Annotated in this window: 29 protein-coding genes and 1 tRNA gene; 14 read left to right on the top strand and 16 right to left on the bottom strand. The window is 41.0% G+C overall.

Annotated features, from left to right (window positions below):
- Positions 1-67: 67 nt before the first annotated feature.
- The 8 genes from NF543_RS08360 to NF543_RS08325 form a co-directional block, all read right to left on the bottom strand.
- The gene (locus tag NF543_RS08360; protein WP_257667663.1) at positions 68-523 is read right to left on the bottom strand and encodes an SRPBCC family protein; all 456 of its coding nucleotides are present in this window, start codon (positions 521-523) and stop codon (positions 68-70) included.
- Positions 520-975: an LIC_13387 family protein gene (locus NF543_RS08355; RefSeq protein ID WP_257667662.1), complete on the bottom strand. Its 456-nt coding sequence runs from the start codon at positions 973-975 to the stop codon at positions 520-522. The genes NF543_RS08360 and NF543_RS08355 overlap by 4 nt, the downstream gene beginning before the upstream one ends.
- 180 nt (positions 976-1,155) lie before the next feature.
- Positions 1,156-1,551, bottom strand: a complete 396-nt coding sequence (locus NF543_RS08350) for a hypothetical protein (protein ID WP_257667661.1) — start codon at positions 1,549-1,551, stop codon at positions 1,156-1,158.
- Entirely contained in the window at positions 1,523-2,263 is a 741-nt protein-coding gene (gene ubiE / locus NF543_RS08345) for a bifunctional demethylmenaquinone methyltransferase/2-methoxy-6-polyprenyl-1,4-benzoquinol methylase UbiE (RefSeq protein WP_257667660.1), read from the bottom strand. Before ubiE ends, NF543_RS08350 begins: the two co-directional genes overlap by 29 nt.
- A 115-nt stretch (positions 2,264-2,378) precedes the next feature.
- Positions 2,379-3,113: a helix-turn-helix domain-containing protein gene (locus NF543_RS08340; RefSeq protein ID WP_257667659.1), complete on the bottom strand. Its 735-nt coding sequence runs from the start codon at positions 3,111-3,113 to the stop codon at positions 2,379-2,381.
- Between the two features lie 27 nt (positions 3,114-3,140).
- The gene (locus tag NF543_RS08335; protein ID WP_257667658.1) at positions 3,141-3,680 is read right to left on the bottom strand and encodes a DUF2867 domain-containing protein; all 540 of its coding nucleotides are present in this window, start codon (positions 3,678-3,680) and stop codon (positions 3,141-3,143) included.
- Positions 3,681-3,684: 4 nt separating this feature from the next.
- Complete coding sequence (locus NF543_RS08330) at positions 3,685-4,218, bottom strand: DUF2867 domain-containing protein (protein WP_257667657.1); 534 nt, start codon at positions 4,216-4,218, stop codon at positions 3,685-3,687.
- A 23-nt stretch (positions 4,219-4,241) separates the two neighbouring features.
- Entirely contained in the window at positions 4,242-4,637 is a 396-nt protein-coding gene (locus NF543_RS08325; protein ID WP_257667656.1) for a VOC family protein, read from the bottom strand.
- Between the two features lie 234 nt (positions 4,638-4,871).
- Here NF543_RS08325 and NF543_RS08320 point away from each other — a divergent pair, with 234 nt between their 5' ends.
- The 5 genes from NF543_RS08320 (at position 4,872) to NF543_RS08300 (ending at position 8,564) form a co-directional block, all read left to right on the top strand.
- Positions 4,872-5,729, top strand: coding sequence for a helix-turn-helix domain-containing protein (locus NF543_RS08320; RefSeq protein ID WP_257667655.1), 858 nt, complete (start codon positions 4,872-4,874; stop codon positions 5,727-5,729).
- Positions 5,730-5,793: 64 nt separating this feature from the next.
- Entirely contained in the window at positions 5,794-6,366 is a 573-nt protein-coding gene (locus NF543_RS08315) for a DUF417 family protein (protein WP_257667654.1), read from the top strand.
- A 2-nt stretch (positions 6,367-6,368) separates the two neighbouring features.
- The gene (locus tag NF543_RS08310) at positions 6,369-6,830 is read left to right on the top strand and encodes a DinB family protein (RefSeq protein ID WP_257667653.1); all 462 of its coding nucleotides are present in this window, start codon (positions 6,369-6,371) and stop codon (positions 6,828-6,830) included.
- A 197-nt stretch (positions 6,831-7,027) separates the two neighbouring features.
- Positions 7,028-7,624 (top strand): Crp/Fnr family transcriptional regulator, encoded by a 597-nt coding sequence (locus NF543_RS08305; protein WP_257667652.1) that lies wholly within the window; start codon positions 7,028-7,030, stop codon positions 7,622-7,624.
- Positions 7,625-7,682: 58 nt separating this feature from the next.
- Positions 7,683-8,564 (top strand): alpha/beta fold hydrolase, encoded by an 882-nt coding sequence (locus NF543_RS08300; protein ID WP_257667651.1) that lies wholly within the window; start codon positions 7,683-7,685, stop codon positions 8,562-8,564.
- Positions 8,565-9,019: 455 nt separating this feature from the next.
- Here NF543_RS08300 and NF543_RS08295 read toward each other — a convergent pair whose 3' ends face one another.
- Genes NF543_RS08295 through NF543_RS08285 form a run of 3 tightly spaced genes read right to left on the bottom strand, consistent with a single transcriptional unit; the run spans position 9,020 to position 11,244 of the window.
- Entirely contained in the window at positions 9,020-9,739 is a 720-nt protein-coding gene (locus NF543_RS08295) for a type 1 glutamine amidotransferase (RefSeq protein WP_257667650.1), read from the bottom strand.
- A gap of 58 nt (positions 9,740-9,797) precedes the next feature.
- The gene (locus NF543_RS08290) at positions 9,798-10,676 is read right to left on the bottom strand and encodes a dihydrodipicolinate synthase family protein (RefSeq protein ID WP_257667649.1); all 879 of its coding nucleotides are present in this window, start codon (positions 10,674-10,676) and stop codon (positions 9,798-9,800) included.
- Positions 10,677-10,734: 58 nt separating this feature from the next.
- On the bottom strand, positions 10,735-11,244 hold the full coding sequence (locus tag NF543_RS08285) for a cupin domain-containing protein (RefSeq protein ID WP_257667648.1): 510 nt from the start codon (positions 11,242-11,244) through the stop codon (positions 10,735-10,737).
- 136 nt (positions 11,245-11,380) lie between these two features.
- Between NF543_RS08285 and pdxR the strand changes: the two genes are divergently transcribed.
- On the top strand, positions 11,381-12,757 hold the full coding sequence (pdxR, locus tag NF543_RS08280) for a MocR-like pyridoxine biosynthesis transcription factor PdxR (protein WP_257667647.1): 1,377 nt from the start codon (positions 11,381-11,383) through the stop codon (positions 12,755-12,757).
- A 120-nt stretch (positions 12,758-12,877) separates the two neighbouring features.
- Here pdxR and NF543_RS08275 read toward each other — a convergent pair whose 3' ends face one another.
- The 3 genes from NF543_RS08275 to NF543_RS08265 form a co-directional block, all read right to left on the bottom strand.
- Positions 12,878-13,111 carry a thioredoxin family protein gene (locus NF543_RS08275; RefSeq protein WP_257667646.1) on the bottom strand — a complete coding sequence of 78 codons (234 nt, stop codon included), beginning with the start codon at positions 13,109-13,111 and terminating at the stop codon, positions 12,878-12,880.
- A gap of 896 nt (positions 13,112-14,007) precedes the next feature.
- Positions 14,008-15,309 (bottom strand): tyrosine-type recombinase/integrase, encoded by a 1,302-nt coding sequence (locus NF543_RS08270; protein ID WP_257667645.1) that lies wholly within the window; start codon positions 15,307-15,309, stop codon positions 14,008-14,010.
- 182 nt (positions 15,310-15,491) lie between these two features.
- Positions 15,492-15,565, bottom strand: a tRNA-Ile gene (locus NF543_RS08265).
- A 61-nt stretch (positions 15,566-15,626) separates the two neighbouring features.
- Between NF543_RS08265 and NF543_RS08260 the strand changes: the two genes are divergently transcribed.
- From NF543_RS08260 to NF543_RS08235, 6 genes are all read left to right on the top strand, one after another.
- Positions 15,627-16,259, top strand: coding sequence for an HAD family hydrolase (locus NF543_RS08260; protein ID WP_257667644.1), 633 nt, complete (start codon positions 15,627-15,629; stop codon positions 16,257-16,259).
- 77 nt (positions 16,260-16,336) lie between these two features.
- The gene (gene rpsU, locus NF543_RS08255) at positions 16,337-16,528 is read left to right on the top strand and encodes a 30S ribosomal protein S21 (RefSeq protein WP_257667643.1); all 192 of its coding nucleotides are present in this window, start codon (positions 16,337-16,339) and stop codon (positions 16,526-16,528) included.
- Positions 16,529-16,691: 163 nt separating this feature from the next.
- On the top strand, positions 16,692-17,573 hold the full coding sequence (locus NF543_RS08250; protein ID WP_257667642.1) for a tyrosine-type recombinase/integrase: 882 nt from the start codon (positions 16,692-16,694) through the stop codon (positions 17,571-17,573).
- A gap of 14 nt (positions 17,574-17,587) precedes the next feature.
- On the top strand, positions 17,588-17,935 hold the full coding sequence (gene hpf, locus NF543_RS08245; protein WP_257667641.1) for a ribosome hibernation-promoting factor, HPF/YfiA family: 348 nt from the start codon (positions 17,588-17,590) through the stop codon (positions 17,933-17,935).
- Between the two features lie 109 nt (positions 17,936-18,044).
- Positions 18,045-19,013 carry a helix-hairpin-helix domain-containing protein gene (locus NF543_RS08240; RefSeq protein ID WP_257667640.1) on the top strand — a complete coding sequence of 323 codons (969 nt, stop codon included), beginning with the start codon at positions 18,045-18,047 and terminating at the stop codon, positions 19,011-19,013.
- Complete coding sequence (locus tag NF543_RS08235) at positions 19,006-19,533, top strand: adenine phosphoribosyltransferase (RefSeq protein WP_257667639.1); 528 nt, start codon at positions 19,006-19,008, stop codon at positions 19,531-19,533. The genes NF543_RS08240 and NF543_RS08235 overlap by 8 nt, the downstream gene beginning before the upstream one ends.
- Positions 19,534-19,596: 63 nt before the next feature.
- Here NF543_RS08235 and NF543_RS08230 read toward each other — a convergent pair whose 3' ends face one another.
- Complete coding sequence (locus NF543_RS08230; RefSeq protein ID WP_257667638.1) at positions 19,597-20,532, bottom strand: DUF6263 family protein; 936 nt, start codon at positions 20,530-20,532, stop codon at positions 19,597-19,599.
- A 233-nt stretch (positions 20,533-20,765) separates the two neighbouring features.
- Between NF543_RS08230 and NF543_RS08225 the strand changes: the two genes are divergently transcribed.
- Positions 20,766-21,917 (top strand): acyl-CoA dehydrogenase family protein, encoded by a 1,152-nt coding sequence (locus NF543_RS08225; protein ID WP_308378622.1) that lies wholly within the window; start codon positions 20,766-20,768, stop codon positions 21,915-21,917.
- 45 nt (positions 21,918-21,962) lie between these two features.
- Positions 21,963-22,718, top strand: coding sequence for a TerC family protein (locus NF543_RS08220; protein ID WP_257667637.1), 756 nt, complete (start codon positions 21,963-21,965; stop codon positions 22,716-22,718).
- A gap of 9 nt (positions 22,719-22,727) precedes the next feature.
- Here the strand turns inward: NF543_RS08220 and NF543_RS08215 are convergent, their stop codons facing one another.
- Positions 22,728-22,871: a hypothetical protein gene (locus NF543_RS08215; RefSeq protein ID WP_257667636.1), complete on the bottom strand. Its 144-nt coding sequence runs from the start codon at positions 22,869-22,871 to the stop codon at positions 22,728-22,730.
- Positions 22,872-23,023: the final 152 nt, after the last annotated feature.

The following is a 23,023-nucleotide window of genomic DNA, read 5'->3' as shown; positions in this document are numbered from 1 at the left end:
TATGAATGATGATGAAAAATCTTTAGTGTTAGCAGTAGGTGGCGTAAGAAAAGAGCTGTTTAAAAGGCTATTTGAAGGGGAATTTGTCGGCAACTAAATTTAACTTGATACCATGCTCTAAATAGGCTTTTAGCCCGTCTAATACCGTAGTAAAACCGCCGGTATTGTCATTTATAGCCCGGATAAGTTCATTCCCGGTTTGTTTGAAACCGAAATTTTTGATGACTACGTAGGTGGTATCGTTTGTTAAAGCAGTAAATTCATATATTACTTCGGTAGCTGGGTCACCCCATTCGGTCAAGATTCTACCGTTAGGGATAATCTCCTTTACCAACACTTTTTCTGAGACACCGTACATTTCCCACTCCCAAGTTATTGTTTGACCAATTTCTAGTCGTCCACTTGATTTTGTAAACCAGAAATTGGTCGTAATTTCTGGGTTGATAAATGCTTGAAAAACTTCTGAGACAGGTTTTCTTATGAGCATTTGTGTTTCCACTGTTGGGACATATTCTGTATTCATGATATTTTATTTTGTTTCATATGTTGATATTGATTGAAGGCAAATCCGATAACAAATAATGATAGTGGAATTACCATGCTAATGGCGAAATCTGCTATCATATATTGATATCCAACCCAAACGAAAAAAGCGTTAGACACAACAGTAAGTAGCGATATGAACTGTAAACTGGGGAACAATTGATTTTTTCTTGCAGCTAAATATAAATTTATGGCACCGATAAAAATCAGGCCAACGCTAAACATCGCATTAAATCCTATCCATAATTTCCACAAATTCCCGGTCTTATCCATTTGTATATGGGATGATTTGAGACGAACGAGTAGTTCTTGGTCTGCAGGAGCTAGATCCGTTGAAAAAAATGTACCATGTAGATGCAACAGGCCGAAAAACAACAAGGTTGCTGACCCTAACATTATGCTAATCCTTGCAATTGATTGAATTTTTGCCATTTGTCCTATTCAGTTGTTAATCGCGGTCAGGGGGAAACTGCTATCATATTTTTTATGACTTTAAAACCATTAATCTAAAGTTATGTCAAAGCTACCTATCGTTTGCACACCAACTTTGGAAAAATGCGACAAAATTCTGCGACATTTGAAGACTTCAAACCCACGGGACTGCAGACTTGCTCAGGTCGCTGCATTAGGCGAACTCGCTATCCTTATTTCCAAAGATGCCAAACAAATGATGACAGTAATTTCTCCAATAAAATAGGCTAAGCCTAACAGGGTAAGAGTTGGTTCATTTATTATCAGAAGTATGACGATGAGAATGCAGTAAATGTAGTTAGCAACTGCGATAACTCTTAAAAGTAACAACCGCTGATCACTTTTAGTAAATGCGCAACAGAATGAATAAAGCGAAAAAGCATACGCAATTGCAGATAGCCAGTACAGTACCTTTTTGGGCATTCCAAATTCCTGATAAAGTGGGGTGACTACAACAAGTAATAACGTACCAGAGAGCAATGCCCCAACCGCATCTATCAGAAAAATATTATTTTCGACAAATTTCCTTTTTTGCATGGTAAATAGTTGAGATTCCATAAGTCTGGGGCATTGATTTTACATCTTTAAACCCAGCTTCCTCTAAAATTTTTACGAATTCCCTGCCGTAAGGAAACCGAATTGCGGATTTGCACAGATAAGTGTAGGCGCTTTTATCCTTGGAAAATAAGCTCGCTATTAAAGGCATTATTTGTCTTGCATAAAAGAGATATCCAAATTCTAATATTCGATTGTCTGGAATTGATGTTTCCAATATAATCATGACACCGCCCGGTTTAAGTACTCGCAGTATTTGCGAAAGACCCTTTTCTAAGTTCTCAAAATTTCTTATTCCATAAACGACGGTTACCACATCAAAGGAGCTATCCGGTACACTCAAGTTTTCCGCATTTTGAATTTCGGTTTTAACTTGCTTTCGTAAGTTTAAAAGTTGGATTTTTTCATTGGCAAGGGCTAACATTCCCTGAGATATGTCAACGGCTAAGATATGTTCAGCGCCAGTTTTGCTTAATAAAATGGCCATTTCACCGGTACCTGTGGCAATGTCTAAAACTGAATTGGGTTTTCTTTCAATGATCAGTTTTAGTACATTGTTGCGCCACTTTCTATCTAAGCCCCAGGTGATTATCCTATTCATGGAGTCATAGTGATCAGACACGCTGTCAAACATTTTTTCAATTTGTTCATGGCTGCTTTCGGAAGAAGCTCTAGGGGTTGTTTGTGCATTCATTTATTACGCGTGACGATCAGGTTTTGGAAACCAAAAGTACATCGGCAAAAACCGTGTCGTTTGGAAAAATACGACAAAATTCAAAATGCCATGAACTGACACAAAGAGTGATTAATTAGAGATTTGTCGGAACAACCCCTGAGTATTTTTTAATTTCGTTACTCAAGTGCGCTTGGTCATAGTAGCCACTATCAAAAGCAATTTCAGCAAGCTTTATTTCAGGATACTTTTCTAGTATGAGCTGCTGCGCATACCGGTATCGAATAATATTTATAAATTCCTTTGGGCTCAAGCCAATGTGGTAGCTGAAATTTCTTTCCAACTGCCTAACAGTCGTGAAATGTTTTTTGGCTAACTCACTTACTGATATACGACCAACGTACTGCTTAACAGTTGCAACGATAGGCAACAAGGAATGTTTGGATTGATTAAGTTTATTGTGAAAGAAGGAATCGAATGCCGTAGCAATATCGTCAGAGAATGAGCTAATTTTTGGAACCAGATCATTTGAAAGTTCAACAACGTTATTGGTTACTTCATGCAATGAGGAGTACGCATAAAAATGTGAGAATGCTGAAGGTTTAAAACGAACACCAATTAAATGGGTTTCCTGCGAAAAAATGGCCTCCACAAACTGCGTTATTGCTCCACCCAAATATGCCTTTTCGCTTTTGAAAACTGAATTATCTTTTTCATTAAGAAAGTCGTCTCCGATATTTATGGCGAGGTCTACACATCCGTCGGGCAAGATCTTATGAATAGCAGTTCCACCCGCTTTGCAGGTGAGCTCCCAATATGCATCTATAAAAGGCGCCAATAAGATGTGAGGTTTACACTCTGTATATTTCACTTGCTAGCAAATATCCTAAGGTAATAATTATATGCTTTTCATTTCTAATTTCTCGATTAATCTTTTTAACATAACCTTCATGATAATTTTATGAAGCGGCTTTATCAGGAAAAAATAAAATCGCCCAAACCAGTTGTTATAGAGCACCACTGTAGAAATCGTAATTTTTTTTTGACTACCAACTTTCGTTTCTTCGAGTAATAAGGAGCCTCTAAAATCCAAGTGTTTGTCATCCATCCCAAACACGAGTTCATTTTTGTTTACATCAAATACTTTTAAATATCCGAGCTGGTCGCCTTTCTTGTAATTAGCATTAGCAAATTCTTTTAATTTGTTCGCATCACCAGACACCTTTAGGCCAAATACGGAAACAATTTTGTTTCTAAGGCTGAGTAGGACCTTTCCCCAATTAGGCAGCGATAAAAAAAATGCATTACTGACTTCGGTTGGCGTAAAGGTAGTTGCTTTGTCGATGAGTGTCCCTTGGAAGCAGTCGATGTAGTGATATTTTTTATAATCGATATTAAGTAATGAACTTTTAGGAAGATTAGTTTGAAGTATTTTCATGTCTTTATATTGAATTAAAGTTATTGTCTTTTAACAAGGCCTTTCTTTCTAATTTTCTTATTGTCGATCCTAATAAAATCTTGGAGAAAATTAAATGTAGCGGCTTAATTAGCGAGAAATAAAACCTTCCTAACCAGTTGTTAAAAACCACCCTTGTACTCATCGAAAGGGTTCTAGGCTTATCAATTATAGTGTATCCAAGGATCAGCGATATTCTAAAATTAAAATGGGTACCGTTTGAACCCAGAGTTATTTCATTATCACTTCTTTCATACACTTTTAAAATTCCTAATTGTTCTCCTGCTTCGTACTTAAATTTATCAAGTTTTTGCATTTTAAAAGGTTTAGCTTTAAGACCGACCATGGATACAATTTTAGCTTTAATAGTTGATAGTTTCTGGACGGTTTCTCTAACTGAAGATAAAAATGCGATGCAGGCGTCAGATATCGTAAGCTCATCGTTCTTGGCTATTAAGACTCCCTGAAAACAGTCTATATAATCATATTGTAGGTGATTGTTTTTTAAAATGGAACTCATCGGAAGATTAGTTTTAATAATTTTCAAAGCATTTCAACGATCTGAATATGGTTTCCGCACGTGTCATTGAATACTGCAAATTTTTCTGTTCCTAAAGTCTTAGGTTCAACACTAAATTCAACTCCTAAACTCAAAAGACGTTCGTAGTCTCGCTGAACATTGTCTGAATCGAGTTGGGTGTATGGAATACCAGCTTCAAATAATGAACTTTGGTAGGTCTTTGTTGGCCCAAAATGGCTAGGTGAAGGTTCTAGAAGAATTTCGGCCCCATCCTGGTCATCTTTGCTTACAACGGTCAGCCATCTGGTATTTTCGTCTAACGGCACGTCACTTTTTTTTAAAAAGCCTAACTTTTCTGTATAAAACTTTAACGCTTTTTCTTGGTCCTGCACTGGAATGCCGATAACTTTTATTTTCATTTTTTAGATGCTAAGTTCAATGTGCAATTGGCAAATCTGAAGCTTTCTTCTGTGAATAAGTTTGCCGTAGTGTACCTGCTTCAAGTCCAAAGTGACCTTAAATAAGGTACGACAAAGATGCTGAGTTCAAAGCTGTATAATTTGGAAAAATGCGACAAAATTTGTGTAGTTGATGAACAGAATTGGCTTACTCGTAAAAAGGTATATTTCATACGAATGTTATAATTTTACAACGTGAAAGAAATTGTTTCAAAATCTGGTGACTATATGTTTGGCCTTACAACTGGGCTCAACAAATTGCAGAACCGACCTACGCAATATACGGAGTATTCAATCTTATACATTCCAGAGGGCAGGGGTCATTACCGTGCAGATTTTGGCGTCTTTCCTTTTGAAGGACCAGTACTTTTATTTGCGACCCCGCTGCAAACCATTGAGCTTGATGCCTCATTGTCTAAGAAGTCTTGGATGCTTCGATTTCATGGTGACTTTTACTGTATTGAATATCACCGTGCGGAAGTATGTTGCAATGGCCTGCTGTTCAATAATGTTTACATTCAGCCATTAGTAAACCTAACCATCGGTGATGCACACGAATTCCAAGTCTTGGCGGATCAAATTACACATGAATTTGAAAAGAAAGATCCTTCAGAGATTGTATTAAGAGCTTATCTTCAACTGTTTTTGGCTAAGGCAAGCACTGTTAAGACAGCTTCTATTTCACAACAAGTTGAGCAACGGCAGTATGATGAGGTGATGGAACGGCTCAGAGAATTAGTGGATGAGCATTACCTTTCACTCCATAGCCCGAAGGATTATGCCTCGCTATTAGGCATGGCCCCAAATACTCTGACCAAGCGTTGCTCAAACTATTTCAAGAAGCCACCCCGCCATTTAATAACTGAAAGGCTCATCCTAGAGGCCAAGAAGCAGCTTCACCTTACCCGTAAAAGTATCAAAGAGATCGCTTATGCGCTGAACTTCCAAGACGAATTCTATTTCAGTCGGGTTTTTAAGCGGTTTACCAAAGTGTCGCCCCAAGCTTTCCGTGATAAAATTGGGATATCAATTGTGGCAGATTTGAACAGGTAAAATCCTTTTTCGTCCATGTTTTAACAATTTATGCTGATGTAATTTTGGATTAAATTAATACAGCATGAAAATTTCTATCCTTAAAACAATGGCAGGCCTTGACATATTTGACTATAACATCATCCGTTACGGAACAGTACTGATATTAGTATGGATCGGTGCGTTAAAATTCGCAACCTATGAAGCTGACGGCATCACTCCATTTGTAGCCAACAGCCCATTGATGTCGTCCTTTTATAACCACCCTTCGGAATACAAAAAACATGTGAACAAAGAGGGCGAACTTGTTTCTAAAAACCACCAGTGGCACATTGCCAATAATACCTATGGCTTTTCTAAGGGTCTTGGTATTCTCCTTATGGGCATGGGTATATTGGTGGGCCTGCACAAAGTCGCTCCACTGTTAAGTGTGATAGGAAGCGTCCTTGTTTTTATCATGGCATTAGGCACTTTGTCTTTTTTAGCGACAACACCCGAAACTTGGGTGCCAGCGCTAGGTGATCAGCACAACGGCTTCCCATATCTATCTGGTAGGGGGAGAATTGTCATCAAGGATCTGCTGCTTCTGGGAGGCTCATTCCTCACCATGAGTGAATCGGCTAGGTTCTATTTAAGCAAAAATAACATTCAATTTTAGTCATGGAAAATCAATCAATAATATCATCAATAGCGCAAATTCTGATCAGAGATATACAGAACACAATCGATGAAGTATCATCATATGAAAATAATGAACTGCTCTGGGTTAAAGAAGGTGCGATAAACAACTCAGCCGGAAATCTGGCACTGCATATTGCCGGAGCAATCCATCATTTTATTGGGGCTGTGTTGGGCGATAACGGATTTGTGAGGGACAGAGATTACGAGTTTAACGCGGCCGGCACTGCTACTGAAGGAATCCTTTCCGGATTAAATGACGCTAAAAATGTTGTGCAAGAGGTCTTGCGCCACTTTACTGATGAAGATTTGTTAAAAGATTTTCCCGCAAAGATATTGGGCAATACAATGAGCATTGGACACTTTCTGGTACACCTGACCAGCCATTTGAGTTACCATCTAGGGCAAATTAATTATCATCGGAGGTTCTTGGTTATTAGCTGAGTTTTCATTGGCTAGTAATCTTCTTCGTGCTGTGCTAATTATAGAACGGCCTAACTTTTCTTGTGCAAGTCAATTGCAATGAATAGTTTTGTCGAAGCAACAGTTATTGTTTCCTTTGTTTTGCAACCTTAATGTTGCCCTAAGTCCTTTCTGGTTGTACGATATCTGCTCCTGAATAGCATACATCATGCAACTGGATGAAAATAAGCCTACACATCACAAGTTTTATGGAACGTCATGATTACTTGAAACTTTTTCACGACATTGATAAAAGCGACTATGAGTTGCTGACCGAAAACCTGAAGATAAAAAGGTTCAAAAAGGGAGACTTTATTACTGTTGCCGGACAAGTTCAAAAAGAACTCTTCTTCGTGAAAAGTGGTGTCCAAATGTCCCATTTTGAGGCTGATCACAAAACGCAAGTCATTGCATTTACTTACTCTCCGAACTTGTGTGCAATCCCCGAATCATTTTCATTTCAGGCTCCTTCCAAATATTTTATTACCTGCTTAACTGATAGTGAACTGGAATATATTACATATCAGGAACTCATAGCTCTTTTTGATCAATCGCAACAGTTAGAGCGATTATTTAGGCGAATAACCGAATTTGTTTTGGCAGGCATGATTAACCGCCATATTGAACTTCATACCATGACTATCGAGGAACGTTACAAGAACTTCTGCGAGCGAAGTCCACATTTGCTTCAACTTGTTCCACACAAACACATTGCTTCCTATTTGGGCATTTCGCCAACTAATTTTAGCAAGCTATTTAATAATGTGAAATTCTGATGTTGGTATAGACCAAGTTTGGTGTACTGTCGATTTGCGAAATTTGTTAAAAAACAATATGACAGAACTTTGGCTTGATAGATCAGAATATCCGTTCACTTCGAATTATTTTTATGTGAACGGACATAAACTACATTACATTGATGAAGGCAAGGGAGAAACGATATTGTTTGTCCACGGAACGCCTTCTTGGAGTTTTGATTTTCGCAACATCATCAAGAAACTGAAAACAAATTTTCGTTGTATAGCAATTGATCATATTGGTTTTGGACTATCCGACAAGCCCGAACATTATGATTATTCGACCCGAAACCATAGCAAAACGCTCGAAAAATTTATTTTGGAAAAGGAATTACAAAATATCACCCTGGTTGTTCATGATTTTGGTGTTCCCATCGGATTAAACTTCGCCATACAGTTCCCCGACAAAGTGAAAAAATTAGTCATTCTCAACTCATGGCTTTGGAGTAGCCGTAACGACCCCGATTTTATCAAAGTCAGTAAAATCTTAAAAAGTCCACTAATGCCTTTCCTATATCGTTATTTTAATTTTTCAGCTAAATATATTTTACCCAAATCATTTGGCGAACGTAAAATTTCCATGCAATTAGTAAAGCAGTATACAAAACCGTTTGCCGACTCCACTCAGCGAAACGGAACTGTAGCTTTTGCTATGTCGCTAGTAAATGATCAAGATTGGTTTGAAGAACTTTGGAACAAAAAACAGGCTATTTCCACCAAGCCGACCTTGTTTGTTTGGGGAATGAAAGATTCTCTAATCAAGCCACATTATTTGGACAAATTTGTTTCTGGATTTCAAAATTCGACTATATTGAAATTAGAGACGAGCGGACATTTCCCCCAAGAAGAACAACCCGAATTGGTTTCAAAATCAATACACTACTTTTTAACGGGTATCACTGCAATAGCAACAAAATAAAAACCTCCTAATTACTGTTCCTACGAGAGGTAAAGTAAATTATCCATTGTTTTATCGTCATAGAAATCTCCCTGTAGGTACAGGCCTGTTCGGGTGATCTGATGGGAGGAAATACACATCGGTAATTTAAGCGTTAAAATAATATTGTTTTGCATCTCCATCCCAAAAAAACAGCATCATGACTTTGGCTAATTCTGCTTAAGAGACAAAGTGTTTTTTGTCAAGACAAGATCATCCTAGATGCGAAAAAAACGAACCCACGTACCGGCGTCGATTTTTGCTCTTTCGATTGACCCAAGGTTAACCGATAAACATTTTTTTGCTTCGACTGCTGCACTGCTACATTTGGCGAATCTCCCGGTTGGGTGGGTACCGAAGCTAAATCCATCCTGAAAGATTTTGAGGCTATTGTGACTAAAATCAAACCGTCCCAAGGAAAATTATTTTTTTTTTGTTCACTCGTAGTTAACGTTACTTGATCCGATAAAGTGATCTAATAGTTTACCTATGATAGTTTCACATTGACTACTATGTTCTGCGCCTTTCAGTATGTTATCGATGCTTTGAATGAATTTTTCGTTATTTAAGTCTAAACTGCAACTTTCAATCATTTGAAGGACATTTGGTCTTCCAACTTCCAAATGAAATTGCAATGCAACAACTGTATCGTCGTAAATAAAAGCCTGATTTATGTTTGCTTCGGAATTCAACAGGTGTATTGCCCTATCGCTAGGAATTTCGAACAAATCTCCATGCCAATGAAATACGGTAGGATGATCTTTAAATAGGTTATAAAACCATAAAAGTCGTTTACACTCTTCGGTGGGATAGACCTTGTACCAGCCTATTTCGTTAAAGGTGGCACGATGTACCCCAACTCCAAGACAAACAGCGATCAATTGGGCACCTAAGCACACGCCGAAAACTTTCTTCTTCTCACCTAAACACCTTCTGATGAATTCCTTTTCCTGCTTCAACCAGGGAAAAGTTTCATCATCATGCACGCCCATGGGTCCACCCATAATGATTAGAGCATCTATGTCTCCAAGACTAGGAATTTCGTAACCAATTTCGTAAAATCGGGTGGAAGAGACTTGATGCTTATTTTCTATTAGCCATTTTGCAATATAACCGAGCCCCTCATAGGAAACGTGTTGAAAATAATGTATTCTCATGGCAGGACCAATTTTATTCAGGAAGAAAGAGTGGGGAAATGTAGTTTTTCATCGCTTATTAAGTTGCTTTGAGAATCAGATCCAGCTGTTCTATCTCACTTGTAGTGAGAGGTTGCAACGGACCGCGCAACTGTCCCCCCTGTTCACCGATCAGGTCTAGGCCGGCTTTAATGGCTCTCGGCAAACCTTTGGTTACAATGAATTTCAATAAGTCGAGTTGTTGCAGAAATACGTCCTGCGCCGTCGAAAGATCGTTGTTCTGAATGGCCTTGTACAAGTCCAGATTTAATTTAGGTATCAAATTCGCCGCCGCAGTGCACCATCCTGTAGCTCCCGCTGCAAAAGCAGCCAAAGCAAGCGGGTTAGAACCGTTGTAAAATGCAATCTCATCGCCCAATTCCCGTCTGAGATAGTGCATCCGCTGTACATCACCGGTACTTTCCTTTATCATGGTGATGTTGGGGATCTCCAATAGACGCTTCAAAAGGGCGGGAGACATATCAACTCCACCAGTTGCTGGATTATTGTAGGCCATGATTGTTATAGAGATTTTGGACGCCACAGTATCATAGTGTTTCAGGATCTCATCATCGGTCAATTTCCAATAGCTCATGGGTATAATCATGACAGCTGTCGCACCAGCATTTTCTGCGAATTTTGCATGGTAGACAGTTCTTTCGGTTGTGAGGTTAGAGACACCGACCAAGGTTGGTATACGGCCTGCAACTTGCTGCATAGTTGCTTCGGTAACGGCTTCTTTTTCTTCGTCGGTTAAATAGGGTAACACACCTGTACTACCCAATGGAGCAATACCGTGTGAACCTGTTGTAACCAGGCGTTCCACTAATTTTTTAAATAGCGGTATATCTACCCGGTCATTATTGTCAAATGGAGTGATCGGATAAGAAATGATACCTTTGAATGGAATATTTTTCATAATGTTATTTCACTGGGCTCGAAAGCCTATAATAAGGAAACTTGAATAATTTATAAGCTTAAAGGTCCCTGCCTTCTTCTTCACGAAGCGCAACACCTAGATTTTGCAGCTGTGGCGCGTTCTCGCAAGCGATGTATTTGGCCGATTCAGTATCGCTCAGGTTCTTATGCTTGTGCCATGCCCACGACGGGATATATACCGCGTCGCCTTTTTGCCATGCTACCTTATCTCCTTCTATTTCCGTATAGCCATTTCCTTCCAGCACATACAGTACGGTTTCATAGGTGTGACGGTGTTTGTTTGTTAGCTGACCTGGAAGCAAACCACCAATCGTCATGCTTACGTTTTTACTTGGCAGGTCTACAAAAAACACTGGGTGTTTACGCTCTGTAGAGAACTGAGTATGCTCACCAGCATTTTCTACATTACGGTGAACCAGGTACGGAGGTTTTACAAACACCGGCCTTGCAAAAGTTTTATGAAAATCATTTGAACTGAATTGTTTTTGTTCGTCATGGATCGCTGTTTTGAACACGGTCTCGGCAGCATCGAATTTCGACTTTGACATCTTTAAAAAATTAAATGTTGTTGCACTATTGCATTACAAAAATCATATATATTTGGACTATTATAGTAGTACAGAATTTATAATATAGGGTAGTCCAGTTATGTTAAGACCTTGGGATCTTCAAATCGACATTAGTGTGAACTGCGAAAGAGCAGTATATATCCAGATAGCAGATTCAATTATCAGCGCGATCAAAACCGGGAAGTTGCAATGTGGCTCGCCCTTACCCGGCAGCCGGCAACTGGCTACCCAGCTGAAGTTGAACCGCAATACGGTAATCGAGGCTTTGGATGTACTGCTGGCAGAGGGCTGGCTGATCTCCAAAGAACGGAAAGGTACATTCGTCGCAGAGCGCGTACCGGAATTCAGAGCGGCTAAACCAGAGATCCCGTTACCGTTAGAACTGCCTGCGAACATTGTTCCTGAGATTATTTTTAATGACGGCGTACCGGATACCCGGATCGCGCCAATACCTGAACTGGCCAGAGCTTACCGCCAGATATTTAACCGTAAAGGCCGTTGGCAGATGATGGGGTATACTGAGAGCGCAGGTGACCTTGATTTCAGGAGTGCCATCATACGGATGCTCAACTATAAACGGGGCATGCGCCTTACCGTAGAGGAGATATTTGTGACCCGCGGCAGCCAGATGGCCATGTACCTGACGGCGCATTGTATATTACAGCAAGGTGATGTTGTAGTTGTTGAAAACCCCGGCTATAAGCCTGCCTGGATGGCATTTGAGCATGCCGGCGCAACGCTGTTGCCGATAAATGTTGATAGCAACGGTATTGTTGTGGACGACCTCAAGGCTTACCTGCAAAAAGGTAAACCCATCAAAGCCATATACATTACCCCGCATCACCAATTCCCGACCACAGTTACTTTGAGCCTGACCCGTCGCCTGGAACTGATCGCGCTATCCAATCAGTACAGCTTTACCATTATTGAAGATGATTATGATAACGAGTTCCACTTCGGGCAGCGCCCGATACTACCCATTAGCAGCTTTGAAAACGTAAAGCATTTTGTATATATCGGCACCATGAGTAAGATCGTGGCGCCGGCTTTACGAATAGGTTATCTGGCCAGTTCCAAAGAATTGATCCAAAGAGTAGGGAAATTGCGGCGGATCATCGACACGCAGGGAGATAACATGATGGAACAGGCGGTTTTGCAATTGATCAACGACGGCCATATCAAACGGCATTTGCGCCGGGCAACACTGCTATATAAAAGCAAACGTGATGTGTTCGATAAAATGATCAAGGAACATCTCGGCGAGAAGGTGGATTTTCACAAACCGGATGGCGGGCTGGCCTTTTGGTTGCAGCCTAAAGAAAAGATCGATATGATTAGCTTACACAAAAATCTGTTGGAAAAAGGCGTGCAGATCATGCCGCCGGAGAGTTTCAGCTACGGTATTCCCGTCAATGGCCTGCGCCTCGGCTACGCCTCATTATCTGAAGAGCAGCTGGAAGAGGGATTAAAAAAGATCGCGAAGCTCTTATAGCAAGTGGACTGCATCAATAGGAATAGATCGACACAGTCCGCCTTCAACGCAGCGATAATAAATCGCCTCTCTATGAGCCGGCTAAAATGCACGCCGTTTATCATTTCATGCCAGATAGATTTAGCCTTTTACATCCGTTAATGAGGCACCAAAGTTAATGTGCAGTACATTGCCATTAGGCGTTACTAAGGCAGGTACTGATTGAATGCCTGCTTTTTCCGCTTCGTCGACACGACTTCTGTCTTCGCCAATGTTTACCACTTCAACATTTGATTCACCGATCAGACTGATAATGTCTTTTTCAGCACTTACACATACCGGGCAACCGGCGTGATAGAAAATTGATTTTGCCATTTTTATAAAATTTATGCGTTTAATTGCGATACAAACATAGTTAGGTGTCCTCACCTCGCGATGATCCAGTTTTGTGTTTTATCGCGACAAACTGGTTCATTTCCTAACCCAGAAAGAATAAAAGCAGGTCATTAAGGGGCCTTGTTGGGATTAAACAACTGTAACATCCACTGACCATTGACATTATAGGGTGATTTGTCCAAGCCTTTTTAAGTATCGCGGTAAAGCCGAGTTTTGCGCTTCTAGACATTATTCATCGTGAAATAGTATTTTACGTCGTCACCTTGGTGTATTCGTTGAAAAAAACGTCTTATTCATTTTGATATAGGCCACCACCCACTTGCCAACCTTGCTGAGTTCAGCCATAGTTTAGGTGTGTTGGTGCCTGATATCTAGGTATTTTGTCTTCGGTTATTTATCATACTTTTACCAATTACCTCTTCGGTTAGGGGCTCACCATCGGTGCTGTCACTTTCAAACATACCTAGTGATACATAAGCGATCACCTTTTTACCCTTGGTATGCAAAGAGGTTACGGTTTAGCCTGTGTTTGGAAAGGCATCTACGTCCACGACACTACTGTTAAAAATGTGGGATGAGGTGATGTCATCAATATCCGGTCGATGTATATTGCGGTCGTGGCTGACCACAGTATAATTTTGTTAATAGATTTTCTTTATCTTTTTGAAACTCGATAAAGAAACAACATCCATACTACAAATGCAACAATGAAGGCTGGCAGTGGATTGTCCATAGTTGTGCCAGCCAAAAATGCTCCAGTAGCAATAGTACAAGTCACAAAAAATAGAATTAGGTTTTTCATGATATTCAAATCTAAGATTTCAATTAATATAAACCTGCACGGTCCAATAACTAAACCATGCAGGGTGCCAATTTTATGCAACATTCTTTAATGATGCTTCTTTCTTTTGTTTCGCCGCTATTTTTATATCTAACCTTCTCAATAGGCTGATGACTTTAATTTGTACCTCATCAACGATACTCCAATCTTTTTCAATATAAATGTCTGTTGTGCGGTGTTCATCGTCCACATGATTCAGCGCCAAAGCAACATCATCTTTACTTATTCGGCATGCATTGCGTGCCACGGTTGCAAAGGTGTGTCTCGCCCAATAAATAGTTGATCCGGGAATACCCGTGAGTTTACGCAGTTGTTTCATCCCCTGGCTTAGCGCCGTATCCAAAACACCGTATGTTGAATAACGTACAGGTAGCTTTTCAATGTACTTTTCTAATAATGGCCTGGCTTCTTCAATAACTTTGATACTGATAAATGCGTTGTCCTTTCTCCGGCCTTGTGTTTTGGCTCTATTATAGTCGATTCGTCCATTCTTAATATCTTTTCTTGTTAAATGAAAGAAGTCTACTGCATTCATCCCGCATAAATAGAACGATAACATATAAATTTCTTTTGCCAATTCCGCCCGGCTGCCAGCTTTGGTTACGCAATCCCTTATCGCCCTGACTTCCTCCAAACTATTGTTTCTTTTTCTGGTAAGAGGGGCAGAACCGACTTTGTACTTTTTAAACGGATAATGCTTGATCCTGTAGATGCCCAAGTCTTCATTATTATACATATTACAAGCAGCATTGAATAACGTACGTAGGTCACGCATGTGATTATGGAGGCCGCTATCGGAAAGGCCGTCTATTGTCCTCTCTTTTGTTTGACCGTCCCCGGTAACTATACGGGTCATGGTACGCCTGCTTCTTAGAAATCTTTCATAGGAGACTAGCATATTTGAATTGATCTCAGTAATAGATACAGAGTCCCGTTTGAAATAATCGATCAGACTGTTTCGTACAGTACGATGGGTACCCGCTGTTCCTGTGCGGTTTTCCTTTTTCAGCTGCTCAATGTGCAGCTGACAGAACTTGATAAAATCTACATCAGCATCTTTATCCCGCAGATAATCCCTTAGAGATTCTGCCTTAAAGAAGTTGAGCTTTTCGCCAAGTTCACTAATAATTTTGCGGTACCCTTTCAGCTGGTCATCGATCAGGTCGTTTAAAAAATTGTCCTTAATCTTTAGTTTTGCAGATAATTGCTTCTTGACTACGTAGTGATTGGTGTCAATAAATTTTCTTTGATCTTTGTGATGGACACAGATTTTTACGTTATAGGTGCCATCTGCTTTCTTGTGGTGTTCATAAACCTTCGCGCTTACGGTTGCCATAATTTTCTTTTTAGCACGCAAAAATTTCCGTTACGTATTTGTTACGGTTTTGCGTAAAGTTTAACAAAAAATTATGTAAAACCTGCTTTAAAGGGGCTTCCTCAAAGCATGGTTGCTGACGGTAATCAGCATCAGAAAACAAAAAAACCGCCTCCAAATTTCTTTGTAAGACGGTTTTATAGTGCGCCCACCTGGGCTCGAACCAGGGACCAAAAGATTATGAGTCTTCTACTCTAACCAACTGAGCTATAGGCGCGGCAATTCTATTGATTTGCGGGTGCAATTTTACATATTTGTAGCCACATTTGGAAATTTTTATGCAAAATATCAAAAACATTATCTTCGACTATGGCAACGTGATCTTCTCCTTGGACTTTGCACGTCTGCGACAAGCATTTATGAATTTGGGCCTCAAGGATGCGGAAACGTTCTTCTCGCATTCGGGTCAAAGTCCTTTATTCGATGCGTTTGACAAGGGAGAACTTACGGTAACCGGATTCCATGAGGAGATAAGGCGCACTACAGGTAAACCCACGTTGAAGGGGGAGGAAATCGACCACGCATGGAATACCTTGTTGGTGGGCGTGCCAGATGGGTACCACCAATTGCTACGCCAGCTTAGGGATCGTTATCGGACATTCCTACTCAGCAACAACAACGAAATCCATTATCAATGGATCACGGAGTATTTGAAGCGTGAGCACGATTTGGAGGGCAATTCGGATTTCTTCGAAAAGGACTACTATTCACATTTGATGGGCATGAGGAAACCCGATCCCGAGATTTTCAGGTTCGTGCTGGACACCCATGGGTTAGATCCCCAGCAAACGGTCTTCATCGACGATAGTCCACAGCATATTGCCTCAGCTAAAAAGATAGGGTTACAGGCCCAACTGCTTGAGCCTGGTGATACACTTCCTGCGTTACTGAACCGCATTGGCGTTAAATAAAAAGAGTTTTTAATAATACGGAATAAAGTATTACCTTTGCATTCCATAAAAATGTACGAAAGGAGGTATTACACGATATGATTATAGTTAATGTAAAAGATGGAGAGTCATTAGACAGGGCGCTTAAGCGTTTCAAGAAGAAATTCGAGAAAACCGGTGTGTTGAGGGAACTTCGCTCACGTCAGGCTTATGAGAAGAAATCCGTTACCCGCCGTACGCAAATCAAAAAGGCAATTTACAAACAAGGCCTTAACCAAGATACGATTTAAGGACTTTATCCATACAAACTACGATAACCTGTCTTTATATGCAAGTTTACACTAAACAGCATATAAAGGCAGGTTATCTTTTTTGGTCGTGGACAAGCAATTTATTTGCAATATCAGAAAACTATCCCTATATTCATCGTGTTGAATATGGGGGGAGTTTTTGATGCTTATAGACCGTTTTATTAATTTCCTGAAATATGAGAAGCGCTATTCCGAGCACACGCTTGCGGCATATCTCCATGAGGTGCAGCGATACATCGGATATCTGGCTGAACAGGATATCGATGTAGGTTCGGTTACCCACCGTTATGCACGAACTTACCTGGCCGGATTGCTCGAACTCGGTCAAAGTCCAACAAGCATCAACAGAAGTCTATCGGCCCTTCGTACCTATTATAAATTCCTAATGCGCGAGGGTACGGTTACACAAAGCCCATTTTCGCTAGTAAAAGCACTGAAGACTCCCAAGAAACTCCCTGTGATTGTCGATAAGGAAAAATTGTCATCATTGTTAGACACGGAAGATGTATTCTCGAGTACATTCGAAGGGCTTAGGGACAAGACCGTTATGGAACTACTGTTTGGCACAGGCATACGGCTGTCTGAGTTATTACAAATTCATGATGAACATATCGATTTTTACAATGGGAATATCCTTATATTTGGTAAACGGAAGAAGGAAAGGCTTGTTCCCTTGAATCAAACGTTGGCTATATTGCTTCAACATTACATAAATGAGAAAAAAGCACAGTGTTTCGACAACAATTGCCCACGTTTAATCGTTACTAAAGAAGGAAAAGATGCGTATCCTAGATTGATATATAATATAGTAAACCATTACCTAAGTGCAATATCTTCACAACAAAAGAAAAGCCCACATGTATTGCGGCACACATTTGCCACAGCCTTGCTCGACAATGGGGCAGACTTGAATGCGATTAAGGAGCTATTGGGGCACGCAGGACTGGCAGCTACGCAAGTTTATACACATAATTCGGTCGAACGGCTTAAATCGATTTATAAACAAGCCCATCCAAAGGCTTAAAAAAAGGAGGAAACATGAACATTACTGTGCAATCTATCCGGTTTGACGCAGACAGGAGACTAATCAAATTCATCCAAAAGAGGGCAAACAAACTCGATCAATTTTTTGATCATATCATTGATGGTGAGTGTTACCTGAAACTGGAAAATGTAGAAGATGAGGCAAACAAGGTCATGGAATTCAAGCTCAACATCCCGGGCAACCAATTGTTTGCCAAAGGACAGGCAAAATCCTTCGAAGAGGCCGCAGATCTCGCTATAGAATCATTGCGTAGACAGATCAACAAACATAAAACCAAGACACGAGCCAAGGCAAGCAACCATAAGGAATGGCTTGTTTCGACTAGCGAGAGCTTTGCATAGGCGCTCCCTAAAAAGGCAAACCCAACAGAACATAAGTAACTGTTGGGTTTGCTAAATAAAAATCACCAAAATTTGCTATCTTAGGTCTCCAAAACCTCGAGGATGGTGTATGCTTAAACAATTCGGGAAATATTTTGCTTTCAGCCGCAGGGAATTGAACGGAATCTGTGTGCTAGGTGTATTTCTATTGGTGTTATGGTCGGTGCCCTACCTTTTTCAGGTGTATCATGCCAATGAAAACGAGGATATATCCGCCCGTATCCGCGATATCGAACATTTCCTTTCTTCTACCAACGATAGTATATCCATCATCGATAAGGATAAGGCGATTGCTGCCTCGCCAAATCCCGTGGCGCATTTTGATGAAATAACTTACTTTATGTTCGATCCCAATGGTTTGGCCATAGTGGATTGGAAACGACTTGGGCTTTCTGACCGGCAAATACGGATGATCAAAAATTATGAGGCGAAAGGTGGACGGTTTAGAAAAAATGAAGACCTTAAAAAGATTTATGCCATCAATGAAGCTGATTATGCACGCCTTGCCCCTTATATTAGCATAAAGGATATTCAGGTAAAGGCGACAGCTAACGATGAGAACTCTATGGGTCAACCTGAAACGCAAACCCGACAATATGCTGCATCCCCTCATGTAGCAATGATGCAAAAAACATTGCTTATTGATTTAAATGCTACCGACTCACTTGAATTGCAGCAATTGCCCGGTATTGGTCCGGTATACGCCTCACGCATCGTGCGGTTCAGGGATCTCTTGGGCGGCTTCCATAATGTTTCGCAATTGATGGCGGTATATGGGTTTGATTCTGTACGTTTTGATGGGTTGAAGGAATACGTGTATGTTGATACGACTTCTGTGGAGAAAATGGCCTTGAACGTTGCCGATTATGATCAATTGAAAAACCACCCATTGATCAGCCCCAAGTTGGCCAATGCCATCGTTCGGTATCGCCAACAACATGGCCACTATAGGTCGCTTGAAGATTTATTGCGGATAGTAATCGTGGATGAAGAGATTTTTTGTAAAATTGCACCATACTTAACAATTTCGAATGATTGACGAGCAGCTTAAAGCCACCATACGGGACGTGCCCGATTTCCCTAAACCAGGCATTGTTTTCAAAGACATCACGCCAATTCTTAAAGACCCAAAACTATGCGAAGCCATATTGACCAATTTAATTATGCGATTGGCTGTCGACTCCTTTGATGTAATAGCTGGGATAGAAAGCAGGGGCTTTTTGTTTGGGTTAATGCTTGCCCAACGCTTGGGCAAACCATTCGTTCCTATTCGAAAGCAAGGCAAACTGCCTTACTCAGCAATGCAGCAAGAATATAAGCTTGAATATGGAAGTGCTACCATTGAAATCCATGAAGATGCCTTCATGCCGGGCGCACGGGTGCTTATTCATGACGACCTGCTGGCTACGGGGGGTACGGTGGCTGCTACTAGCCAATTGATCCAAAAACTGGGTGGGAGCGTGGCTGGATATGCCTTTATCATCACCCTTGATTTCCTCAATGGCAAAGAGCGGTTGTTGTCATATAGCCCAAACGTGGTTTCGTTGGTGGGGTATTGATCAAATAAAAAACGCCACGGGTAACTAAACAGTACCGTGGCGTTTTGGCGCTGGTAATTGAATTTACAGCTTTTTACCCGTGATGGTAATATCCGAGGTGATAGTCATCGGAATTTGCATCCCCTGTACTTCGAGGTTCCCAGATATCGCTTGCTTTAGTTTGGTTTGCAGCGGTAATCCCGATTTGATATCCACTTCCAAGGTTCCCGTTTGTGTACCCTTCAGTTTGAATTCCGCACCCTGTAGCATCGGGTTGCCACCGCCCCCCTCCAATTTGGAAAAATCCATTTCCCCGTTCATTTCCAATATCGCCAAATCGCCTTCTATATCTGATAATGAAAAATCAGAGGTGGCCTCCGATTGCATGATACCCGCTACCGGGCCGGAGAATTTCTTCATCCATTTATCACCAACCCTTACTTTCTTATTGGGGTAGATGTTGGTTACTTGGTTCATGTTTTGTATCATGGAGGAATCTCCAAAACTCTGCTTCAGCAATTCAGCCTGTTGTCCACCAATGGAGCTGATGATTTCGGCAAGTCCTTCTATCTTTTCAACACTTCCTTCTTCATTGATTTCCATCAAGAATGATTTGCCAACCATGTTTGACATCGCCTTCAATTCCTCGGTTCCCCCATCTGGATTATCCGAATCATACGTGAGCTTTTGCATACCTGCAACATCCATATCCATTTTGATGCTTCCGAAGGTCACGTTGATGGTAGTCATGCCATTTTGGACAGCTTGGATGTCATATATATAGTCAGCCACGATATCCTGGGTGGTGGTCATCTGTTGGCCCATAGCCTCCTGCACAATATTTTGTTTCGTAACAGATGAAAAATGATATTTATCTCCTGGCTGGAGATTAAACTTCAATAATACTTCCTTTTGGCGGCTTAGCGGGTTATCATTTTTTAATGCCGGTTCATCAGCCGATGCGGTGCCATGGATAAGAAATAAAAGAGACAGTAACCCTGTCGTCATGGAGTACTTCATTGTTTTTATTTTAAGATTATCAAATGCTTGCCCAAAGATACGCTTTATGAATATCTGCGATCATTAATTTTTTATCTTTTTTGGAGTCGACACGGGCTTGCGATATAGCGGCAATACCATTTGATTATATAGATTTCATACCAAATACCAATTTATTCTATATTACACAATATTTTTTTTGGTTTGCATTTCCTTCCATATTGATTATAATTGCGCAAACACCAATTATTATTATGCAAATACAATCGGAAATGATGGGCGATGAAAATCGGCGGATGGTACGTAACATGGTACGCGAATTTGCGGACAAACATATACGGCCATATGTGATGGAGTGGGATGAAGCGCAGATTTTCCCTGTGGATACGTTCAAAGCCATGGGGCAATTGGGTATCATGGGGGTGCTTGTGCCAGAGGTATACGGTGGGGCGGGTTTGGGTTACCATGAATATGTAGACATCATTGTAGAGGTAGCCAAGGTATGTGGTTCAGTAGGCCTTTCATTGGCTGCTCACAATTCGTTATGCACGGGGCATATCCTCACGTTTGGGAATGAAACGCAAAAACAACGTTGGCTACCTAAGTTGGCCACCGCAGATTGGATTGGAGCGTGGGCACTTACGGAGGCCAATACAGGGTCAGATGCGTTGGGTATGGGCACCACGGCCGTGTTGGATGGGGATGAATATGTGGTGAATGGATCAAAGAACTGGATTACCCACGGAAAAAGTGGAGACATAGCGGTAGTCATGGTGCGCACAGGCGAGAAGAACCGCTCCCTTGGGGTGTCTACCTTGGTCATCGAAAAAGGTACGCCCGGATTTACACATGGCAAGAAGGAAAACAAGCTTGGTATGCGTGCATCGGAGACTACGGAACTGGTCTTTGATAATTGCCGGGTGCCTAAGGAAAATCTGCTTGGTGAGGAGGGAGAAGGGTTCAAGCAAGCGATGAAGGTATTGGATGGCGGACGTATTTCTATTGCTGCGTTGGCTTTGGGTATTGCCAAAGGGGCATTTGAAGCTGCTACGAAGTATGCAAAGGAACGTCATCAATTTGGACAGCCGATAGCCAGTTTCCAGGGCATATCGTTCAAATTGGCAGACATGGCTACGGAGATTGAGGCGGCAGAGTTGCTGATAAGACAAGCTTGCGAATTGAAGAACCTCGGGAAGGATGTGACCAAAAACTCAGCAATGGCCAAATATTACGCTTCAGAAGTTTCAGTACGATGTGCTACAGAAGCCGTGCAGATTTTCGGAGGCTATGGCTATACCAAGGATTTCCCAGTTGAAAAATATTATCGGGATTCTAAATTATGCACCATCGGGGAAGGAACTTCCGAAATCCAGAAACTGGTGATCGCTAGGGAAGTATTAAAGTAGGGTAATTTAAAAACAATGTGTAGTTTTGTGCATTGTTTTTTTACTATGGAATGGCTCACTGACCCCGAAATTTGGATTTCACTGCTTACCCTTACAGCCCTAGAAATTGTATTGGGTATCGATAATATTGTTTTTATTTCGATTCTCAGCGGGAAACTGCCGCTAGATCAGCAGAAAAAAGCTAGGCAACTGGGGCTGTTGCTCGCCCTTTTTATGCGCGTGGCGTTACTGTTTTCCATAAAGTGGATCATGTCGCTCACTGCTACGTTCATGAACTTGGCGGATTGGTTCAATGTGAGCAATGAGAAATGGCAGGCGTATTTGAGTTTTTCCGGTAGGGACCTGATACTGTTGTTGGGCGGTTTATTCCTGATTTATAAAAGTACGACGGAGATCCATCATAAAATCGAGGGTGGGGAAGAGGGTCATGAATTGCGCGGCAAAGCTGTTACCTTTGGCAATGTCATTTTACAGATCCTTATATTAGATATTGTATTTTCACTTGATTCGGTGATCACCGCTGTGGGGATGGCTGACTATATCGGGGTGATGATTGCTGCAGTAGTCATTGCGGTAATCATCATGATGCTTTCTGCAGGAGCCATAAGCGACTTTGTCAATAAACATCCAACCGTAAAAATGCTTGCGCTGGCTTTCCTCTTGCTTATCGGGGTATCATTGACCGCAGAGGCCTTTGAACAGCACATACCCAAGGGATATATCTATTTCGCCATGGCATTCTCTATTTTGGTGGAGTTTTTAAATATGCGTGCGCAAAAGAAGGTGAAATCAAAAACTTGACAAGAGGGGTCAAAGTGAATTGATAAGGGCCCAATACCGGAACCCCAAGATGGCCCGCTGGCTTTTGGTCAAGACAGTGGGATCACTCCCCGAATACTTCGGCAGTAATTTGTTGTTGACTTTAACGAGTAATTTGAAAATTGCTTTCTTCATACCACTTCAACGAATCTATGAACCAATTTGTTTTAAATGCCCTTCCCCCTTGGCGGAAGCTCGAACACAAAAAACTAACTTGTGAAAAAAAATCACTTTATCTAAGTTTGCCAATGGCAATTTAATCACATCTTTTTATATCCGTAAATAAC

The sequence above is a fragment of the Parapedobacter tibetensis genome, from assembly GCF_024704835.1.
Classification (GTDB): domain Bacteria; phylum Bacteroidota; class Bacteroidia; order Sphingobacteriales; family Sphingobacteriaceae; genus Parapedobacter; species Parapedobacter tibetensis.
The sequence above is the reverse complement of the archived record's forward strand: the minus strand, read 5'-3'. Positions and strand labels throughout refer to the sequence as shown.

What these genes read in the sequence shown, in the direction of transcription:
- NF543_RS08360 (WP_257667663.1), bottom strand. Translation starts at nt 523, where the DNA reads ATGAATACAGAATATGTCCCAACAGTGGAAACACAAATGCTCATAAGA.
- NF543_RS08355 (WP_257667662.1), bottom strand. Translation starts at nt 975, where the DNA reads ATGGCAAAAATTCAATCAATTGCAAGGATTAGCATAATGTTAGGGTCA.
- NF543_RS08350 (WP_257667661.1), bottom strand. Translation starts at nt 1,551, where the DNA reads ATGCAAAAAAGGAAATTTGTCGAAAATAATATTTTTCTGATAGATGCG.
- ubiE (WP_257667660.1), bottom strand. Translation starts at nt 2,263, where the DNA reads ATGAATGCACAAACAACCCCTAGAGCTTCTTCCGAAAGCAGCCATGAA.
- NF543_RS08335 (WP_257667658.1), bottom strand. Translation starts at nt 3,680, where the DNA reads ATGAAAATACTTCAAACTAATCTTCCTAAAAGTTCATTACTTAATATC.
- NF543_RS08330 (WP_257667657.1), bottom strand. Translation starts at nt 4,218, where the DNA reads ATGAGTTCCATTTTAAAAAACAATCACCTACAATATGATTATATAGAC.
- NF543_RS08325 (WP_257667656.1), bottom strand. Translation starts at nt 4,637, where the DNA reads ATGAAAATAAAAGTTATCGGCATTCCAGTGCAGGACCAAGAAAAAGCG.
- NF543_RS08315 (WP_257667654.1), top strand. Translation starts at nt 5,794, where the DNA reads ATGAAAATTTCTATCCTTAAAACAATGGCAGGCCTTGACATATTTGAC.
- NF543_RS08310 (WP_257667653.1), top strand. Translation starts at nt 6,369, where the DNA reads ATGGAAAATCAATCAATAATATCATCAATAGCGCAAATTCTGATCAGA.
- NF543_RS08305 (WP_257667652.1), top strand. Translation starts at nt 7,028, where the DNA reads ATGAAAATAAGCCTACACATCACAAGTTTTATGGAACGTCATGATTAC.
- NF543_RS08300 (WP_257667651.1), top strand. Translation starts at nt 7,683, where the DNA reads ATGACAGAACTTTGGCTTGATAGATCAGAATATCCGTTCACTTCGAAT.
- NF543_RS08295 (WP_257667650.1), bottom strand. Translation starts at nt 9,739, where the DNA reads ATGAGAATACATTATTTTCAACACGTTTCCTATGAGGGGCTCGGTTAT.
- NF543_RS08290 (WP_257667649.1), bottom strand. Translation starts at nt 10,676, where the DNA reads ATGAAAAATATTCCATTCAAAGGTATCATTTCTTATCCGATCACTCCA.
- NF543_RS08285 (WP_257667648.1), bottom strand. Translation starts at nt 11,244, where the DNA reads ATGTCAAAGTCGAAATTCGATGCTGCCGAGACCGTGTTCAAAACAGCG.
- NF543_RS08275 (WP_257667646.1), bottom strand. Translation starts at nt 13,111, where the DNA reads ATGGCAAAATCAATTTTCTATCACGCCGGTTGCCCGGTATGTGTAAGT.
- NF543_RS08270 (WP_257667645.1), bottom strand. Translation starts at nt 15,309, where the DNA reads ATGGCAACCGTAAGCGCGAAGGTTTATGAACACCACAAGAAAGCAGAT.
- NF543_RS08260 (WP_257667644.1), top strand. Translation starts at nt 15,627, where the DNA reads ATGCAAAATATCAAAAACATTATCTTCGACTATGGCAACGTGATCTTC.
- rpsU (WP_257667643.1), top strand. Translation starts at nt 16,337, where the DNA reads ATGATTATAGTTAATGTAAAAGATGGAGAGTCATTAGACAGGGCGCTT.
- NF543_RS08250 (WP_257667642.1), top strand. Translation starts at nt 16,692, where the DNA reads ATGCTTATAGACCGTTTTATTAATTTCCTGAAATATGAGAAGCGCTAT.
- hpf (WP_257667641.1), top strand. Translation starts at nt 17,588, where the DNA reads ATGAACATTACTGTGCAATCTATCCGGTTTGACGCAGACAGGAGACTA.
- NF543_RS08240 (WP_257667640.1), top strand. Translation starts at nt 18,045, where the DNA reads ATGCTTAAACAATTCGGGAAATATTTTGCTTTCAGCCGCAGGGAATTG.
- NF543_RS08235 (WP_257667639.1), top strand. Translation starts at nt 19,006, where the DNA reads ATGATTGACGAGCAGCTTAAAGCCACCATACGGGACGTGCCCGATTTC.
- NF543_RS08230 (WP_257667638.1), bottom strand. Translation starts at nt 20,532, where the DNA reads ATGAAGTACTCCATGACGACAGGGTTACTGTCTCTTTTATTTCTTATC.
- NF543_RS08225 (WP_308378622.1), top strand. Translation starts at nt 20,766, where the DNA reads ATGCAAATACAATCGGAAATGATGGGCGATGAAAATCGGCGGATGGTA.
- NF543_RS08220 (WP_257667637.1), top strand. Translation starts at nt 21,963, where the DNA reads ATGGAATGGCTCACTGACCCCGAAATTTGGATTTCACTGCTTACCCTT.
- NF543_RS08215 (WP_257667636.1), bottom strand. Translation starts at nt 22,871, where the DNA reads ATGAAGAAAGCAATTTTCAAATTACTCGTTAAAGTCAACAACAAATTA.